A 16,768-nucleotide genomic window follows, 5' to 3' on the forward strand; every position below is an offset into this window, starting at 1 on the left:
TCAGAGCGCACGTCCTCTTAGATTGCCCATAGGCCTGCTTCTCCCACTTCGACAGAATTGCCTGCGGGGTCGCTGACGTAGACGGAATAGGTGCCATTGTCCCACCTGTGATAGAGGTCGATCTCAACACCCTTGGCGATGAAGTGATCGCGCCACGCATCGACTTCCGATCTGTTCTCAGCTCTGAAGCACAAGTGTCCGGCACCATTTGTGCCATGGCGCGGAAGAGGATTACCACCGTCCGCAATGCGTGAAGTCTCCGGGTTGAAGATCAGCAGCATCTGCTCGCCGCAGCGCAGGAAGACAAACTGGTTCTCGATCGTCCTGACGACTTCCAAGCCTATGATGTCGCAATAGAAGCGCTCCGCAGCATCAAGATCTGTGGCGTAGATCACGGTTTCAAGGATGGCCTTTGGTGGTTTCATCGTGCGGTTTTCTTTTGATCAATGGTGTGTTTCGCTCAAGCTAATGCGATTTGACAGGATGGCCGCACCTCAACCGGAGCGGCTCGTGTATGTCACGACTGCCCGGCTCGTTGGCAACGCATCTTTTTCGACTATCTTACTACGATGAAATCTGCACCGTGTACCCCCTGCATTTCGCTCCCGCTCTGACGCGAGGGGCGTGGCGCGCCAGAAGCTGACTGCTTCCGGCGTTGGTTTCGTTTGCTCATGCGAACGAGAATTGACCATGCAGGAGGATTCCATGGAGAACTATTTCGAGAGCCCGTTTAAGGGCGTCACGCTCGACAAGCAGGTGACCAACCCCAACATTTCCGTTGGTCGTTACAGCTACTATTCGGGTTATTATCACGGCCACGGCTTTGAGGATTGTGCGCGCTACCTCGTGCCGGATGAGGGCGCCGATCGATTGATCATCGGCAGCTTCTGCTCGATCGGTTCGGGTGCTGCTTTCATCATGGCGGGAAACCAGGGGCATCGGCATGAATGGATCAGCACATTTCCATTCTATTGGATGCCTGAGGTACAGGCCTTCCGCGACGCGAAGAACGGATATCTTCCCGCCGGTGACACCGTCATTGGCAATGATGTATGGATCGGTTCGGAGGCGATCATCATGCCGGGCGTCCGTGTCGGCAACGGTGCTGTCATCGGTACACGCGCGGTGGTGACGCGTGACGTCGAGCCGTACAGCATTATCGGCGGCAACCCGGCGAAGGTCATTCGCAAGCGGTTTAGGGATCGAGAGATCGCGCTACTGCACGAAATGGCATGGTGGGATTGGTCGGATGATCGATTGTCCTTTGCAATGCCGATCATCACCAGTGGTGATGTGGAGGCTTTGTACCGCTACTGGCGGTCACTAGAACTCAGAGGTTGACGCGATTGAGGTCCGCTATGAGATGTGGGCGGGCCTCAAGCTTTTTGCAATGCTTTCTCGGCGACAGAGCATCTTGCGCCCTTAAACTGCACAAGAGAGAGCGGGGCGTAACGCGAAAACAACTGAAGGGTATACTGCCAGACGATGGGGAGCGTGGGTCGTGCCTGCTCCTTCGCAGCAGGGCTTTGCTGAAGAAGGTGGCGCTACTCCAATGTGATGCATCGATGATCGCTTTAGTGGGGCATGATGGCGTGCTTCAAGCCATATCGGAACCATTGATTGACCGTTTGTTCGACAGAGGGCGCGGCCAGCCTTGCTACGTCCGGCATCATTCCGGCGTCTGGCAGATTTACCCTGACACAGGACGCCGAATTCTTGTTCATTCAGATAGTAATAGAGCGGTGTGTAGGCAGGCCTTTATGTTGTGCCAGTTTTTTGTCGTCCATCTATTTTCCGCAATACAAAAGAACAAAGGGAGTATATGCATAGGCTATGGACACGACTGAGCACCGGCGTATTGAGCGTGAGATCAGCGAATTGGTATCTGGTGCCGATCCGTTTGCGGCAGCAATCCGCGCATCCCGGATGCCGATGGTCATCACTGATCCGCGCCAGGCTGACAACCCGATCGTCTTTGCAAATGACGCATTTTGTAAGCTGACGGGGTATGGCCGCGAAGAAATTCTCGGCAAGAACTGCCGCTTTCTTCAGGGGCCAGCCACCAATGCTGACGATGTTATCCGTCTGAAGCGGGCAATTGCTGAGCGAAAGGCTATTGAGCTCGACCTCCTGAACTACAGGCGGGATGGTTCCGTCTTCTGGAACCGGCTGCTTGTGTCGCCTGTCTTCGATGGCGAGCAACTGACCTATTTTTTTGCCTCGCAGTTCGATGTCACGCGGGAGCGTGCGATCAAGACAATCCGGGATCAGGAAGATTATCAGGTCGAGTTGCAACGCCGGATCGCCGAGCTTATCGCCAATGAGGAGCGCCTGAGCTTCACGCTCAAGGCGGGCAGCCTTGGAACATGGACGTTGGATATCCCATCGCAGCGGCTGTCATGCTCCGCTCTGTGCAAGGCGAATTTTGGCCGCAACCCGACAGACAAGTTCGATTACGATGACCTGAAGGCCGCCGTCCATCCCGGCGATCGTGAACGTTGGCAGGATGCGGTGGCCTCGGCATTGTCGTCTGACGGCAATCTGCAGGTCGAATACCGTGTCAACCTCCCGGATGGCGAGGTGAGCTGGGTCGAGGTCAGGGCTGAGACGAAGTTCGGGGCTGACGGTCAACCGTTGATGATGAACGGCATTTCGATGGACATCACGGCGCGTAAGGCAGTCGAGGCGGAGAAGGCCGTAATTGCCCAGGAGATGGGCCATCGCATCAAGAACATGATGGCGACCGTGCAGTCTATCGTCAACCAGTCGATGCGCGGTGATTTTGATGTCACGACGATGCGCAACAACATCACGAGCCGCCTGGATGCGCTTGGACGGTCTCATGATGTGCTGCGGGGTAGGGACTTTCTCTCGGCCAATATCAGGGCTGTCATCGAACGCGCGATTGAACCCTTCGATGCGGGAAAGCGTTTTGTTATCTCAGGTCCAGATTTCCTTCTGTCCCACCAGGGGAGCAACACGCTTGCGCTTTCGCTGCATGAACTTGCAACAAATGCGGCCAAATACGGTGCGTTGTCGACGAGTGAGGGAAGGGTCATCATCGATTGGAGGATCGATGGCGATGAATTTCACTTCGCATGGGTTGAAAGCGGAGGCCCTGCCGTGAGCCCGCCGAAAAAGTCAGGTTTCGGCACCCGCTTGATCAGAATGCTTGGGCTGGGGCTGACTGGCAAAGCCTCTATCGATTATAACGTAACGGGCGTCGTCTTCACGGCATCAACAAACCTGGCTTCGCTCTCCGAGATCTGAGAGGTAGATTTGCGCCGGGGCCGTCTGTCTCTCGGCATGGAAAATCCTTCTTTCAGTGCCTTTGCGCTGCCGGTATCGGGAATAGTATTTCGCCGTAGCGGGTCGAAGACGTCCCCGCAGAAGCGATGAAACAAGCCCGCATTTAATCTCTGGTCGTTTCTCGGATATCATCATCCTTCTTCATTCAGGTTCATTATCTGCGAACGGAGCACCGTATGCGAAAACGAGAGTTCCTCACCGGAGCAGTTACATTGGGTATCGTTGCGGGGATGGGAGGCGAGCCTTTGATAGCGCAAGACGATAGCGTGGATGTGTCAGCACTTGCAGCATTGCGACCGGGCATGCCGGGCGCGGCAGTTGAGAAGGCCATGGGTACCGCCTGGCGCGCCCCTGCGCCGCATAAAGGTGGGGTGATCGACATTCTGGAAAACAGCTATGGGGTGATCGTGCGACTGGATCGTACCGGTCGGATTGGAACGATCACGTTCAACTCTCGCTTCGACCAGACAATAGCGGGTGTACCCATGGGCATCAGCCTCAAAGAATTGCCATCTGCTGTCCCCGACATGAAGGTCGGTGAGGAAAGTAAGGTCCTGAGCGGGACGCGCTACGGCACAATGCGTCTTCCGGAGGGCATTTTGTCTGCGCGGATCAGCAATGGAAATCTGTACGAGATTGAGATTTCCAACCCCAAGGCCGAATATACAGAACCGACTGCCCCACCATACCCGGTTGCCAAGGGCGCCCCCGGCGCTCCGTTTTCCGATCCCAATTTGAAGCTCGTTGTCATGTCATCGCTGTTGCGATCCAAGCTGCTTGACCTTGGCACTCCAGAGCAACTTGCCAGCCATGTTCTTGGCCGACAGGTCGATCTTGAGCAGGACGGGTATGACCTTATACCGCAGGCGCTTGATTATCTTGTTCGCTACCCCCTGACGCCTGAGCTCCTCGATGCCGTCGACAGGGTACAATTCGATGGCGGGGAAGAGATTTATCCCTATGCATGGTATTTCTGGGGAGGTGAAGAGACTGTTTTCGACGTTAGGGACACATCGGATATTGGCCTCTGCGTCAATCTGAAAGCGATTTTTGTCACGTCGATGATTGACAGTTTCGATCTTCAAACACTTGTGCCTTTGCACAAACTTGAATGGATCGACATCAACGTTCCAGCCGAAAATATAAAAGCTCTGCTCGATATCCGGTCGCTCAAGAAGGTCGAAGGTCTTTCCCGTGATGCTGACAACAGGGACGTTCTTGAAAAACTGAAGAGCAACGGGGTGCAAATATACTGATCGCTCAGCGACGCTCAGGTGAAGGCTCGCACTCATGATGCAGGCGCGGGCCCACTCTCAGTTAGAGGTCTTGGAGCTCTTCCTTAACAAGGAAGCATCTTGGAACTCTGAACGCCTGTCTTCTCGGCATCTGCGCAAGACTGATCATCCGGCATCTCTGCTTCGTCCAGGCGCTGTAGCAGATGCGAGAAAAGTTCGTCGGTCTGCACAGATTTTCGCGATGCAGGGCGAGAGGTTTGCTTTATGGCGTCATGGCTCAGAAATCTTGCCAATCGATATTCTTGTCCGGTCACGAATTCCGTCCCTGTGTTCCCCACACTGAGAACTGTTCTGAGTGGACTAGGTTCCGCGGATATGCGGTGTGCAACGTGAAAAGCAGGAGCGGCCCAAAAAAAGGGCGTCGTTATGGTTTCACGGCGGTTACATGCAGCCAGTCGGTTGGCTTGTTGTCGTAGCCGCCGCCTTTGGCTTCGTCGATAGTGACTGAGGTCCAGGAACATTGCTGGTAGACCTCCAAAAGCCACTCGGGAGAAGGATAATTGTAGAAGCGGTCGAGATCGTCGCGGCCTTCAGCAGTGCCTGCCTTATAGCTGGCATAGAACACGCCCTTATCTTTCAAGGCAGCATGGATGCGGGCGATGATGGACGGAAGCGTGGCACGGGGCACGTGTAGCAGGCAGGCATTGGCCCAGATTCCATCATAGGCGTTTTGCTCGTTAATATCCTCAAAGAGCAGCGTGCTGGTCGCAACGCCGAGACGGTCTTGGGCGGCGCGGGCCATTTCAGGCGTACCGTCTGTGGGGTGAACGTCGAAGCCGAGACCAAGCATGGCCTCACTATCCTGACCTGCGCCGCAGCCCAGTTCAAGAATACGACCGCCCGCTGGCAGGATGGCGAGAAAGGCCTTGAGGCGAGGGGAGGCCTCTTCGCCTCGGGTCGTATAGGCAGCAACTTCTCGGGCGTAAAAATCGATCGTATTGTCGTCGCGGGCTGTCATGGACCGTGTCTTCCTAGTGGTACCTTCTTAAAGGAGAAGCGGTTTAGCACGTCTGTCCAACAATCTCCAAGTCCGCCATCCGTCTGAAAGCTGTTCAGGGCTTGGGGGCTTTTGCGAGGCTGGCACACGAAGACCGTCTAAGCGCTTGACGACATCAAAGCCTTCCAACCATGATCTGGCCAAGTCGTAAAACGGTCTGTTGCGTTTTGGCAATCAAGCGGTGGGAACAATGACGAATGATGTGGTGCTGACGTCCTACGCGGGCCTGGATGACCGTATCGTCATTATCCGGGCTGGCGATGAGGTCGACGCTGTGTTCGTCGGGACCGACCGCTTCAACGTGCTGATCGATACGTTGGGGACACCCAGCCAGTGTCGTCACGCGCTGGATCTGCTTGCCGATCGGATGCAGGGTCGGCCTCTGATCGTTGTCAACTCGCACATGGATTGGGACCATTTCTGGGGCAATCGTGCAGTCAGTGGTGCGCCGATCATTGCGCATCAATCTGCAATCGAGCGATTGCGTGACCCCTCGGCGCTCCGAACTCTGGCAGAGAAAAGGAAGACGGAGTCTCGCTTCAACGAGGTGGAGCTTGTTTCACCAAACTTGACCTTCAGTGGCGACAGTATGACCCTGCATGGCGGCGATCTCACTTTGCATCTTTTCCACACTCCAGGACACACGCCGGACCATCTTGCCGTGTGGATACCGGAGATCGAGACTTGTCTGGCCGTCGATGCGGTGGAGCATCCCATTCCGGAAGTCTGGAGCAGTTCGCCGGAAGACTTGCGCAGCCTCTGTTCCTCGTTGAACGCCATTCGCGGCCTGAAGGCGAAACACCTCGTTCTTGCGCATGGTCAAACGAGTGACCCATCCATCGTGGACCGCAACATCGCCTATTTTGAAAACATTCAAAACGCTGTGGCTCATATCCCTGCTTCTGCTCTGGAACAGGAGGTGCTGGATGATCGCGAGGGAATGATGCTTGAGAATTTTATCGATCTTCCAGCGGGTATGTCTGTCGAAACGATTGAATTTTATAGACGCTGCCACCGCTCCAATCTCGCGGCCACCTTTGCGACGCGGCGAGCCTCTCGTCCAGCCGGTCATGAAAAGACAAACGCCAGCGTTGCGTGATCTGTAACTACCGAAGAATGCGCCGGGACCGTTCCGAAGGCTGTTGATACGTCTTTTGGGCGATTTAACGCAAAAGCCGTGCAACAACTTTTATCTGAAGCTAGGTCTAACCCTGCGTTTGGCTCTGACTTTGCGATTCATGCACGGTGACGGAAACACTCAGGCTTTCGCCGGAGACGCCGACGCGCATGCCGGAGACGGGGGCGCAATCGCGGTAGCAAAGGCCAGTGGCGATGCGCACATAACGCTCGTCCGGGCAGATCTTGTTGGCGGCATCGAAGCCCACCCAGCCGAGGCCGGGAAGGTGAGCTTCACCCCAGGCGTGGGTCGCGACCTGTTCGTCCACGCCTTCCATCATCAGATAACCGGAAACATAACGGGCAGGGTGGCCAAGCACCCGCGCTGCGGAAATGAAGATGTGGGCGTGGTCCTGACAGACCCCCTTGCCGGCCTCCAGCGCCTGTTCGGCCGAGGTCTCGGTGCCGGTGCTTCCGGTTTGGTATGCTACTTCAAGGTGGATCAGCGCCATCAGTTCGTGAAGACGTTCGAGCTCGGTGCTGCCTGAACTTTGGCGGGCGATATCCCGTATGAGCTTACCGGGCTTGGTCAGCGGCGTGTCGCGCATGAAGAGCCAGAGCGGGGCGTTGCCGATATGCGGGCCGAAGACGCCTGCCTTGTCCTTCGTTTCGACCTCGCCGCTTGCCGTAACTTTGACGGCGCGGCTCGGACCTTCGCTCTCCACAAGCTCGACGCGATTGCCGAAATGATCGTCATAGGCCACTTCGACGGTCGCGCCATCGACGGCGACGTCCCAGTTCAGCACCGTCTGCATCGGTCCACTGACCGGCGTCAGGCGAAGGCGCTGGAGGGAATATGGCACCGGCTCTTCGTAAAGATATTCGGTCGTGTGGTTGATTTTCAGACGCATTCGCCCTTTGTCCCCGTCTTGTTCCGCTTACTGATAGAAGCGATAGCCGTCCGTAATTTCCTGCCCAAGCTGGCCGTTTCTATTGACGAAAGCTTCCAGAAACTCGTGCAGGCCCCGGTCCATCACGCGGTCGATGGTGGTTTCCTTCAAAGTCGACAAAATGGCGTCGGATGTTTCGTGCGCCTTGTGCCGCTCTCCGTAGTCTTTGGCGAGATAGCCGAGGTTGCTGACGATCTTCTCATAGCAGTAGGCAAGAGAACGCGGCATGCGGGCGTTGAGGATCAGGAAGTCGGCAATATTGGCGGGCTTGTATTCCGCGTCGTAGACCCAGCCATAGGAGCGATGGGCGGAGACGGAACGCAGGATCGATTCCCACTGCGCATTGTCGAGGGACGAGCCGACTTGCGCGGCCGCCGGTAGCAGCACGTAATATTTTACGTCGAGAATGCGCGCCGTGTTATCCGCTCGTTCGATGAACGTGCCGATGCGCGAGAAGTTGTAGAGATCGTTGCGCAGCATCGAGCCATGGAAGGCGCCCCGCACCAAGCCTGCCCGATGCTTGATGACGTCGATGACATGCGGCATTTCCGCAGGTTTCAGGCGGCGTCCGAGCAGGCTTTTCAGCTCGATCCAGAATTCGTTGGTCGCTTCCCAGGTTTCGCGGGTCAGCGCCGTGCGCACCATGCGGGCATTGTTGCGGCCTGCGTCGATGCAGGACATGACGCTTGACGGGTTGGACTTGTCGCGCAGGAGGTAGTCGATCGCATCGGCGGACGTCACCTTCTCATTGCTTTGGAGGAAAGCTTCGCGCACGCCCGCACTTTGCAGGACCCCGTCCCAATCCTCATCCGCACTGCCGCTTCGCGTCAGCGAGACACGCAGGCCCGCATCAACGAGGCGCGCAATGTTTTCGGCCCGCTCGATATAGCGGAACATCCAGTAGAGCCCGTTTGCAGTTCTTCCCAACATGGCTCAGTCCTCCAGTACCCAGGTGTCTTTGGTGCCGCCACCCTGGCTGGAATTGACGACGAGCGAACCCTGCTTGAGGGCCACGCGGGTCAAGCCGCCTGGAATGATTTTGACCTTGTCGGACACGAGCACATAGGGACGAAGATCGACATGGCGCGGTGCGATGCCGTTCTTCACCATGATCGGGACGGTGGAGAGAGACAGTGTCGGCTGGGCGATGTAATTGTTCGGGCGCGCCCGCAGCTTGTCGGCAAATAGCGCGCGTTCTTTCTTGCTGGCGGTCGGGCCCACCAGCATGCCATAACCGCCGGAGCCATGCACTTCCTTGACGACAAGGTCAGCCAGGTTGTCGAGGACATATTTCAGGCTGTCCGGCTCCGAACAGCGCCAGGTCGGCACATTTTCCAGAAGCGGCTTGCGGCCGGTATAGAACTCGACGATTTCCGGCATGTAGGAGTAGATCGCTTTGTCATCGGAAATGCCCGTACCTGGCGCATTGGCAATGGTAATGTTTCCGGCGCGGTAGACATCCATGATGCCGGGAATGCCGAGCGCGGAATCCGGGCGGAAGGTGAGGGGGTCGAGGAAGTCGTCATCGACGCGGCGATACAGCACGTCGATCGCCTCATAGCCCTGCGTCGTGCGCATCTTCACCTTGCCGTCCATGACGCGCAGGTCCGAGCCTTCCACCAGTTCCACGCCCATCATGTCGGCCAGGAAGGAGTGCTCGTAATAGGCAGAGTTGTAGATGCCGGGTGTCAGGACTGCCACGCGTGGCTTGCCCTTGCAGCCAGGCGGCGCAAGTGAAGCCAGCGACTGGCGCAGAAGATAGGGGTAATCCTCGACGCGCCGGACCCTGTTCTCGTGGAAGAGTTCGGGGAACATCTGCATCATGGTTTCGCGGTTTTCCAGCATGTAGCTGACACCGGAAGGCGTTCTGGCGTTGTCTTCCAGCACATAGAACTGGTCTTCGCCGGTGCGCACGATATCTGTACCGACGATATGGGTGTACACACCGCCGGGAGGCCTGAAGCCGATCATCTGCGGCAGGAAGGCCTCGTTCTTCTCGATCAGTTCGCGGGGAATGCGGCCCGCCTTGATGATTTCCTGCTTGTGGTAGATGTCATCGAGAAAGGCATTCAGCGCAATGACGCGCTGCTCGATGCCCTGGGCGAGCTTGCGCCATTCCTTGCCGGAAATGATGCGCGGGATGATGTCGAAGGGGATAAGCTTTTCGGCGCTGTCGGCGTGGCCGTAAACGGCAAAGGTGATGCCGGTTCTGCGAAAGATGTTTTCAGCGTCTTTCGATTTCTGGATCAGGTGCGCCCTGTCCTGGCGGCTGTACCAGTCGTTGTAGTTTGCGTATGGGCTTCGCGGCGTTGAGTCCGCATTTATCATTTCATCAAATGCCAACTTTCAGGTCCCCTTTTTGTACATTTGAATACAATGCCCGAAGCAATGCAAGCCGGATGAGAGGGCGGCGATTTAGATTTTTTGGTGTGCCGCCGTGACGCAAAGTGGCTGAAAATAAAGCAATCTTTCACGTGTAGCATTAAAATGCGGCAGAGCCTGAAAAGTTCAAGTGATACCACCAAGTGAGTTCCAAATTTGGGAGGAGGTGCCAAACTATCTTTGCCTATAAAATAGGCTCGACTTGTCGGCGGATCTTTCCATTAAAAGTTGGGAATAGCGTCGCAGAACAGTTCTGTTCGCTTTTGCAAACTCGCTGTGACCGTAAATTGAGGTCGTGTCATATGACCCTTAACTATCGATTGCAGATATTAGGCGTTTGTTAACCATAAAATTATACCTCTCGTTAAATCGAAAGATTCGTTGCGGCAGGGGGTAATATGTCGATTTCGCGTCGTGGTGTTCTGTTTGGATTGCCACTTTTCCTGGCAGGTTGTGCAAGTATCAATCCCGCGGGCCAGCGGCAGAATTATGCAGCTTTGCCAAATGAACAATATCCTATGCCAGCCATGCCGCTTGAGAAGATCAAGCCGGAACTGCGCCGCCAGGAAGTGGCCTACGAGACCACCTATCCGGCCGGTACCGTTGTCGTCGATACACCGGCACGCCGCCTGTACTTTGTGCTCGGTGGTGGTCGCGCGGTGCGCTATGGCGTTGGTGTCGGTCGCCAGGGTCTGGCGCTGAAGGGCAATGCCTATGTCGGACGCAAGGCCGAATGGCCAAGCTGGACGCCGACGCCTAACATGATCCGCCGCGAGCCGGAGCGGAACCTGAGATATGCCGGTGGCATGCCAGGTGGTCTTAACAATCCGCTGGGTGCGCGCGCTCTTTATCTTTATCGCAACGGCAATGACACGATGTTCCGTCTGCACGGCACCAACCAGCCGCAGTCGATCGGGCACGCGATGTCGAGCGGTTGTATCCGCATGCTCAACCACGATATCATCGACCTGTACGAGCGCGTTCCGGTCGGTGCCCGCGTGGTTGTGATTCAGGCCTGAAGCATCTCATTAACGCCCTGATCGGGCGCTAGAGCGGCTTCGTTCAATAAAGAAGGCGTCCCCGATGATGTAATCGGTGGGGGCGCCCCGAACCTGGTACGAAGGTATTCGCATGTGCCGTTTCTTGGCCTATTCCGGTTCACCTGTCTGGCTCGACACGCTTCTGATCGAGCCGGAAAGCTCGCTGATCAGCCAGTCGCTTGCCGCAAGGGAAGCAAAGACGGTGGTGAATGGCGACGGGTGCGGGATTGGCTGGTATGGCGAACGACCAGAGCCCGGCATCTATCGCGGCATCCTGCCCGCATGGTCGGACAGGAACCTGACCTCGCTCTGTCATCAGATCCGCGCTGGCATGTTTCTAGCGCATGTACGCTCTGCGACCACCGGCGGCGTATCGATGGCGAACTGTCATCCCTTCGGCTTTGGCCGGCACCTCTTCATGCATAACGGCCAGATCGGCGGCTATGAAAAGGTGAAACGCGCTATCGAGACGCATATTTCCGACGACGTCTATTGTTCGCGCGCCGGTAATGGCGATAGCGAGGCAATGTTCCTGATCGCGGCAGGCCTTGGTCTCGATCGCGACCCGGTCGACGCGCTTTCGCGCACCATCGAGATCTGCATGGATGTGGTGCTGGATGCCGGCGTGGACCAGCCGATCCGTTTTAGCGCCATCCATGCCGATGGCGAAAAATTGCATGCATTCCGCTGGTCGAGCGATGCGCGCCCGCCGACCCTCTATTGGCGCAACATCGGAGAAGGTATCGCGATCGCCTCCGAGCCTTTCGGCACTGGCGGAGAGATGTGGGAAATCATTCCGGCCAATACTGTGGCAACCGTCGTGAAAGGTAAGATCGAATTCAGCCCCTTCACCCCCTATTATCGGGATGCGGTTTTGATGACCGCATGAGCGCGGTCCAAGCATGCATTCATCTCAAAACATGTGGATAAATTTCTGATTTTAACGCGTGCTAGCGGTTGAATCCTGCGAGCGAGCGCACAGAGGAGGCCGTCTTTTACAACTCAACGGAGAGTTGAGCTGAACTTTGGCGGCTTGTTTCTTTTTTGATAGCGCAAATGTGATTGTTGGACGCCAGATTTCGAGCCTATCGACGATGTGCAACCCTGAGCAAATGCGGTGAACATATTTCCGCCGCCCTAGCTCCAACTCATTGTTTGAAAGCATTTCTAGACACGACGCCGATCAAAGGCGCTGGGAATGCGCAATCAGGAACGCTTGAATGTCCGTATTTGAAAAACTTTCCCGCTATCAGCCTTACGCACTAGCAGCACTGCGCATCATCGCCGCGCTTCTCTTTATCGAACATGGCACGCAGAAGCTTTTTGGCTTTCCCGCTGCGACAATGGAAGGATCACTTCCCCCACTTCTTCTTGCGGCCGCGTTGCTTGAACTCGTCGGCGGCATTCTCATCCTCATCGGTCTCTTCACCCGCCCGGTCGCCTTCATTCTCTCCGGCCAAATGGCTGTTGCCTATTTCATGGCACATGCGCCCAAAAGCGTCTTCCCTGCCATCAACGGGGGCGATGCTGCGATCCTTTTTTGCTTCATCTTCCTGTTCCTCGTGACCGCAGGTCCGGGAGCCTTTGCTGTCGATAAGCGCTAAGAAACTTCTTCGTCGCTATCCTTGGCGCAAGGCCGGGGATAGCGGTAACGAGTGGCGTTGGCTCTGCTGCTCGCTCCGCAGTCCGAGTGCGGCTGCGTCGTCCTCCTGCCGAAGCGCTGGTCTCGCCTAAAGCGCTTCCAGCGCGCCTCTAGGTATCCACTGGTTGATCTTGGCGCGCAGCAGTTCCGGGCTGATGGGTTTGGAAATATAGTCGTCCATGCCGCAGGCGAGGCATAGTTCGCTGTCACGATCGAGAGCGTGCGCCGTGACGCCGATGATCGGGACGCGACCGAGACGGCCTTCCTCTTCGTCCTCCATCTGGCGGATCGACTGGACTGCCTGATAGCCGCTCATGACCGGCATCGATACGTCCATCAAGATCAGTGACGGGTTCTCGTTGCGCCAGACCTCCACCGCTGTCTTGCCATCGCCGACGACGCGAAAATCGAGTCCCGTCTGCTGCAGGATCTGGCTGAAGACGATCTGGTTCACCTCATTGTCTTCTGCCACCAGCACATCGATCCCCGCACGGCTTTTTTGGGACGGTAGAGGCGTAGAAATCGACTGCGACTGGTCATTCGTCATCGTCGCGGTGACTGGTGGAGGCAGATTATTGTGCATAGCAGGCGCGGGCAGCAAGGCTTCCAGCGCGTCTCTCAGGTGTCGGATGCGCAAAGGCTTGGCTATGTAGGCGTGCGCGGCCTCGTCGAGCTCGTCTTTGACCAGCGAGGTCAGCAGGATCACGGGGATGTCTTGCACGCCCGGATGGTGGCGTATGAAGCGCACCACGTCATCGGCGGGCATATCCGTCATGGTTTCATCCATAAGAATGGCGGCAGGGCGCAAGCCCAAGGCCACCGCTTCCTCCAGAATTGCAAGTCCGGTCGCGCCGGTCTCGGCGGCGTAGGCATCGAGCCGCCAGTCGCGCAGGCGCCTTGTGAGGATATCGCGACTGATTGCATCGCCATCGATCACCAATATGCTCGCATCGGGGGGGCACAGAGGCGTGACGGGTTGTGCCGAGATCACGGCGACCGGTAGTGTGACCGTGAAGGCCGCCCCTTTGTTCTCTTCGCTTTCCGCTTCGATCTGGCCGTCGAGCAGAAAGACGTTGCTGATGCTTTCTGCAAAGCCTGTTACGGTACGTGCCGAACCATCGTGCTGGCCCAGAAGTGAAGCGAGTTGCTCCTGCGACATGCCAACACCGGTATCTTCCACGGTGAGCAGAAGCGAGGTGCCGCCTGACGCGGCGTGCTCGGCTTGGAGCCTGACGATGACGTGGCCGGAATGGGTGAAGCGGATGGCGTTGCTGACAAGCTCGGTGACGATCTGGCGCAAGCGCGCCGCATCCGCTTCGACGATCATCTCTGCCGATATATCGATGTCGGCAAAAAGGGTCACTCCCTTCTTCCGCGCGTAGAAGGCGAGCAGCGACGCTATCTCCTCCACCAAATCGGCGGGGTCGAAGTGGCTGGTTTGCAAGGATGCTGAGATGCCGTGTGAGGTGTGCAGTACAGCGTCGAGGCTTTGCAACAAGGCGTTGCCGGAGAGAATTATCGTGTCTGCATAGGCTTTCTGCCGGGCGTCGAGATCGGTTCGGGCAAGCGCTTGCGCCATGCCTAGAATGCCAGCAAGTGGCGTGCGAAGCTGCGCAATCGCCTCGACCGCTTTGCCGTAAGGCGGACCGTCAATTTCCAGACCGCTGGCAGTGTTTAACTGCCCCACGCCGCCGAAGGCAGGCATCTTTTCGAAAACTTCATAAAGAAAGATTTGCCCAGTCTCGTCGATGAAGCGTTCGCAGTGCAGCGCGTGGGCGTCCGGCACTATGCCCCGGCAGGTGGCGATCTCGTCGGTAGCGAAGACGAGGCAGCGGCGTTCCTTGTCTTCTCGCTCCACATCGTCAGCCGTATCGAACATCATATGGCTCGACTGCCCGACAAAATCTTCCGGGCGTTTTCCGGCAAAACGGGCATAGCCATTGTTGACGCAGACATAGCGCAGCTCACTATCCTTGACGCAAGCTGGCAGGCGCAGGGACAAAATTCCCTGACAGGCCTTTTCCAACAAGCTGCCCTCGATACTCAAGCCCCGCTCCGAACTATCAATAGAATCAAATATCTTTAATCTTGTTACAGGCTAAGAGAGCCATGCTCGAAAAACCATGGGCCCGGAAGGCTTTTCAAGCTTTTTTAACCATCAGCATCAAGTCGCTGCCGCAGCGTTGGTGAAAGAATTGCTTGACTTTTTTCGACAAAAAGACCACATGCCGTCTCAAGCTTTCACCTTCCACAGCCGCGTGAGCTGTAGCGTCCTTTCAAAATCATACGCACGCATGAAGGAAAAGCGCATTTGATGCAGAATACGGCGATCATTCGCCGGTGCTGAGCGCAGAGAGTTATTTCAACCCACCAAGTTCCCAATTCACGCGGGGTTCTTGACGCCAAGACAACCGGACAGCATGGGCTGAACCGGCTGAAGCGTTTTGGCGCCCCGAAAGGTATTCTATTGACCAGTTTTAACGAACTCGGCCTCTCCGAAAAGATCGTGGCCGCTGTCACCGCACTCGGTTATACGACACCAACACCTATTCAGGCGAAAGCCATCCCACTTCTGATGGAAGGCCGCGATGTTATCGGTCTTGCACAGACCGGCACCGGCAAGACTGCCGCATTCGGTCTTCCGATGATCGAAATGCTGATGAAGCATGCCGAACGTCCTGCCAACCGCACCACCCGTTCTCTGATCCTTGCGCCGACGCGCGAGCTGGTCAACCAGATCGGCGAGAACCTGCGCTCCTTCGTCAAGAAGACGCCTCTGCGTATCAACCAGGTTGTCGGCGGCGCGTCGATCAACAAGCAGCAGCTGCAGCTGGAAAAGGGCACCGACATTCTGGTCGCGACCCCTGGCCGTCTGCTGGACCTGATTGCGCGGAACGCAATTTCGCTGTCCAAGGTCACGCATCTCGTGCTCGACGAAGCAGACCAGATGCTCGATCTCGGCTTCATTCACGACCTGCGCAAGATTTCCAAGATGGTGCCGGCAAAGCGCCAGACGCTTCTGTTCTCGGCCACCATGCCGAAGGCGATTGCCGATCTTGCCGGTAGCTACCTGACCGACCCGGTCAAGGTGGAAGTCACGCCTCCGGGCAAGGCTGCCGACAAGGTGGAGCAGTATGTTCACTTCGTCGCCGGCAAGAACGACAAGACCGACCTCCTGAAGAAGTCGCTTGCCGAAAATCCGGATGGCCGCGCCATCGTCTTCCTTCGCACCAAGCATGGCGCCGAGAAGCTTTACAAGCATCTCGAACATGTCGGCTATAAGGTTGCTTCGATCCATGGCAACAAGAGCCAGGGTCAGCGCGAGCGCGCGTTGAAGGGCTTCAAGGATGGCGAAGTCAAGGTGCTGGTGGCGACCGACGTTGCTGCACGCGGCATCGACATTCCAGCCGTAACGCATGTCTTCAACTACGACTTGCCTGAAGTGGCGGATGCCTATGTTCACCGCATCGGTCGTACGGCCCGTGCGGGTCGTGATGGTATCGCGATTGCGTTTTGCGCACCGGACGAAACCCGTCTGCTGCACGACATCGAAAAGCTGATGAAGATCGAAATTCCGGTCCTCTCCGGTGAGCGTCCGGAAGGTCTTGCCAGCCCGACCCGCGGTAGCGGCAACCGTGGCGGTCGTGGAAACGGCGCAGGCAACGGTGGACGTCGTCAGGGTGGCGAGCGCGGCGAGCGTTCGCATGGCGACCGTCCGGCGCGCGGTCATCGTGAAGGCGGTCACCGTGAAGGTGGTCATCGTGAAGGCGGGCGCCGCAACGGCGATTTCCGCGGTCAGCGTGCGGGCGAGTTCGCTCCGGTCGAGCGCGATAACGATCTGGAAGTCACGTCCGACTTCAAGCGCACCAAGGTTGACGGTGGCGAGGGCGCGAAGTCTGCCGGTCCGCGCAAGCACCGCGCCGGTCAGGGTCGTCCGGCTCGCAAGTCCGGCTCCTTTGCCGCTGCCGGTCAGGCGCGTCCTGCCGGTAACGCCGGTCGCGGTCGCAAGCGCGGCTGATCCAGCCTGATGAATGCAC

Annotated in this window: 14 protein-coding genes; 8 read left to right on the plus strand and 6 right to left on the minus strand. The window is 57.0% G+C overall.

All coding sequences use genetic code 11. The annotated features are described in order from the left end of the window. Positions 1–17: 17 nt before the first annotated feature. The gene (locus tag QZ869_RS02465; RefSeq protein ID WP_296102299.1) at positions 18–425 is read right to left on the minus strand and encodes a VOC family protein; all 408 of its coding nucleotides are present in this window, start codon (positions 423–425) and stop codon (positions 18–20) included. A gap of 280 nt (positions 426–705) precedes the next feature. On the opposite strand from QZ869_RS02465, the gene catB reads away from it, so the two are divergent. The 3 genes from catB to QZ869_RS02480 all read left to right on the plus strand — a co-directional run bounded on the left by catB (position 706) and on the right by QZ869_RS02480 (position 4,565). After that, entirely contained in the window at positions 706–1,341 is a 636-nt protein-coding gene (catB, locus tag QZ869_RS02470; protein ID WP_296102301.1) for a type B chloramphenicol O-acetyltransferase, read from the plus strand. 492 nt (positions 1,342–1,833) lie between these two features. After that, positions 1,834–3,270 (plus strand): PAS domain-containing protein, encoded by a 1,437-nt coding sequence (locus QZ869_RS02475; RefSeq protein WP_296102303.1) that lies wholly within the window; start codon positions 1,834–1,836, stop codon positions 3,268–3,270. 215 nt (positions 3,271–3,485) lie between these two features. Further along, complete coding sequence (locus tag QZ869_RS02480) at positions 3,486–4,565, plus strand: hypothetical protein (protein WP_296102304.1); 1,080 nt, start codon at positions 3,486–3,488, stop codon at positions 4,563–4,565. A gap of 403 nt (positions 4,566–4,968) precedes the next feature. Here the strand turns inward: QZ869_RS02480 and QZ869_RS02485 are convergent, their stop codons facing one another. Continuing rightward, positions 4,969–5,562: a bifunctional 2-polyprenyl-6-hydroxyphenol methylase/3-demethylubiquinol 3-O-methyltransferase UbiG gene (locus QZ869_RS02485; protein WP_296040608.1), complete on the minus strand. Its 594-nt coding sequence runs from the start codon at positions 5,560–5,562 to the stop codon at positions 4,969–4,971. Positions 5,563–5,791: 229 nt separating this feature from the next. On the opposite strand from QZ869_RS02485, the gene QZ869_RS02490 reads away from it, so the two are divergent. Then, complete coding sequence (locus tag QZ869_RS02490) at positions 5,792–6,700, plus strand: MBL fold metallo-hydrolase (RefSeq protein WP_296102305.1); 909 nt, start codon at positions 5,792–5,794, stop codon at positions 6,698–6,700. Between the two features lie 106 nt (positions 6,701–6,806). Here the strand turns inward: QZ869_RS02490 and QZ869_RS02495 are convergent, their stop codons facing one another. Genes QZ869_RS02495 through QZ869_RS02505 form a run of 3 tightly spaced genes read right to left on the minus strand, consistent with a single transcriptional unit; the run spans position 6,807 to position 10,010 of the window. Further along, entirely contained in the window at positions 6,807–7,628 is an 822-nt protein-coding gene (locus tag QZ869_RS02495) for a transglutaminase family protein (protein WP_296102306.1), read from the minus strand. Between the two features lie 27 nt (positions 7,629–7,655). Then, the gene (locus QZ869_RS02500; RefSeq protein WP_296019944.1) at positions 7,656–8,597 is read right to left on the minus strand and encodes an alpha-E domain-containing protein; all 942 of its coding nucleotides are present in this window, start codon (positions 8,595–8,597) and stop codon (positions 7,656–7,658) included. 3 nt (positions 8,598–8,600) lie between these two features. Next, positions 8,601–10,010: a circularly permuted type 2 ATP-grasp protein gene (locus QZ869_RS02505; RefSeq protein ID WP_296085115.1), complete on the minus strand. Its 1,410-nt coding sequence runs from the start codon at positions 10,008–10,010 to the stop codon at positions 8,601–8,603. 437 nt (positions 10,011–10,447) lie between these two features. Here QZ869_RS02505 and QZ869_RS02510 point away from each other — a divergent pair, with 437 nt between their 5' ends. The 3 genes from QZ869_RS02510 (at position 10,448) to QZ869_RS02520 (ending at position 12,693) form a co-directional block, all read left to right on the plus strand. Continuing rightward, entirely contained in the window at positions 10,448–11,068 is a 621-nt protein-coding gene (locus QZ869_RS02510) for a L,D-transpeptidase (protein WP_296019938.1), read from the plus strand. Between the two features lie 112 nt (positions 11,069–11,180). Beyond that, entirely contained in the window at positions 11,181–11,978 is a 798-nt protein-coding gene (locus QZ869_RS02515) for a class II glutamine amidotransferase (protein ID WP_296019937.1), read from the plus strand. Between the two features lie 331 nt (positions 11,979–12,309). Continuing rightward, the gene (locus QZ869_RS02520; protein WP_296019934.1) at positions 12,310–12,693 is read left to right on the plus strand and encodes a DoxX family protein; all 384 of its coding nucleotides are present in this window, start codon (positions 12,310–12,312) and stop codon (positions 12,691–12,693) included. A gap of 126 nt (positions 12,694–12,819) precedes the next feature. Here the strand turns inward: QZ869_RS02520 and QZ869_RS02525 are convergent, their stop codons facing one another. Then, positions 12,820–14,778 carry a response regulator gene (locus QZ869_RS02525; RefSeq protein ID WP_296102308.1) on the minus strand — a complete coding sequence of 653 codons (1,959 nt, stop codon included), beginning with the start codon at positions 14,776–14,778 and terminating at the stop codon, positions 12,820–12,822. A 420-nt stretch (positions 14,779–15,198) separates the two neighbouring features. On the opposite strand from QZ869_RS02525, the gene QZ869_RS02530 reads away from it, so the two are divergent. Then, the gene (locus QZ869_RS02530; RefSeq protein ID WP_296102310.1) at positions 15,199–16,749 is read left to right on the plus strand and encodes a DEAD/DEAH box helicase; all 1,551 of its coding nucleotides are present in this window, start codon (positions 15,199–15,201) and stop codon (positions 16,747–16,749) included. Positions 16,750–16,768: the final 19 nt, after the last annotated feature.

It is taken from the genome of uncultured Agrobacterium sp. (assembly GCF_913777885.1).
Classification (GTDB): Bacteria; Pseudomonadota; Alphaproteobacteria; order Rhizobiales; family Rhizobiaceae; genus Agrobacterium.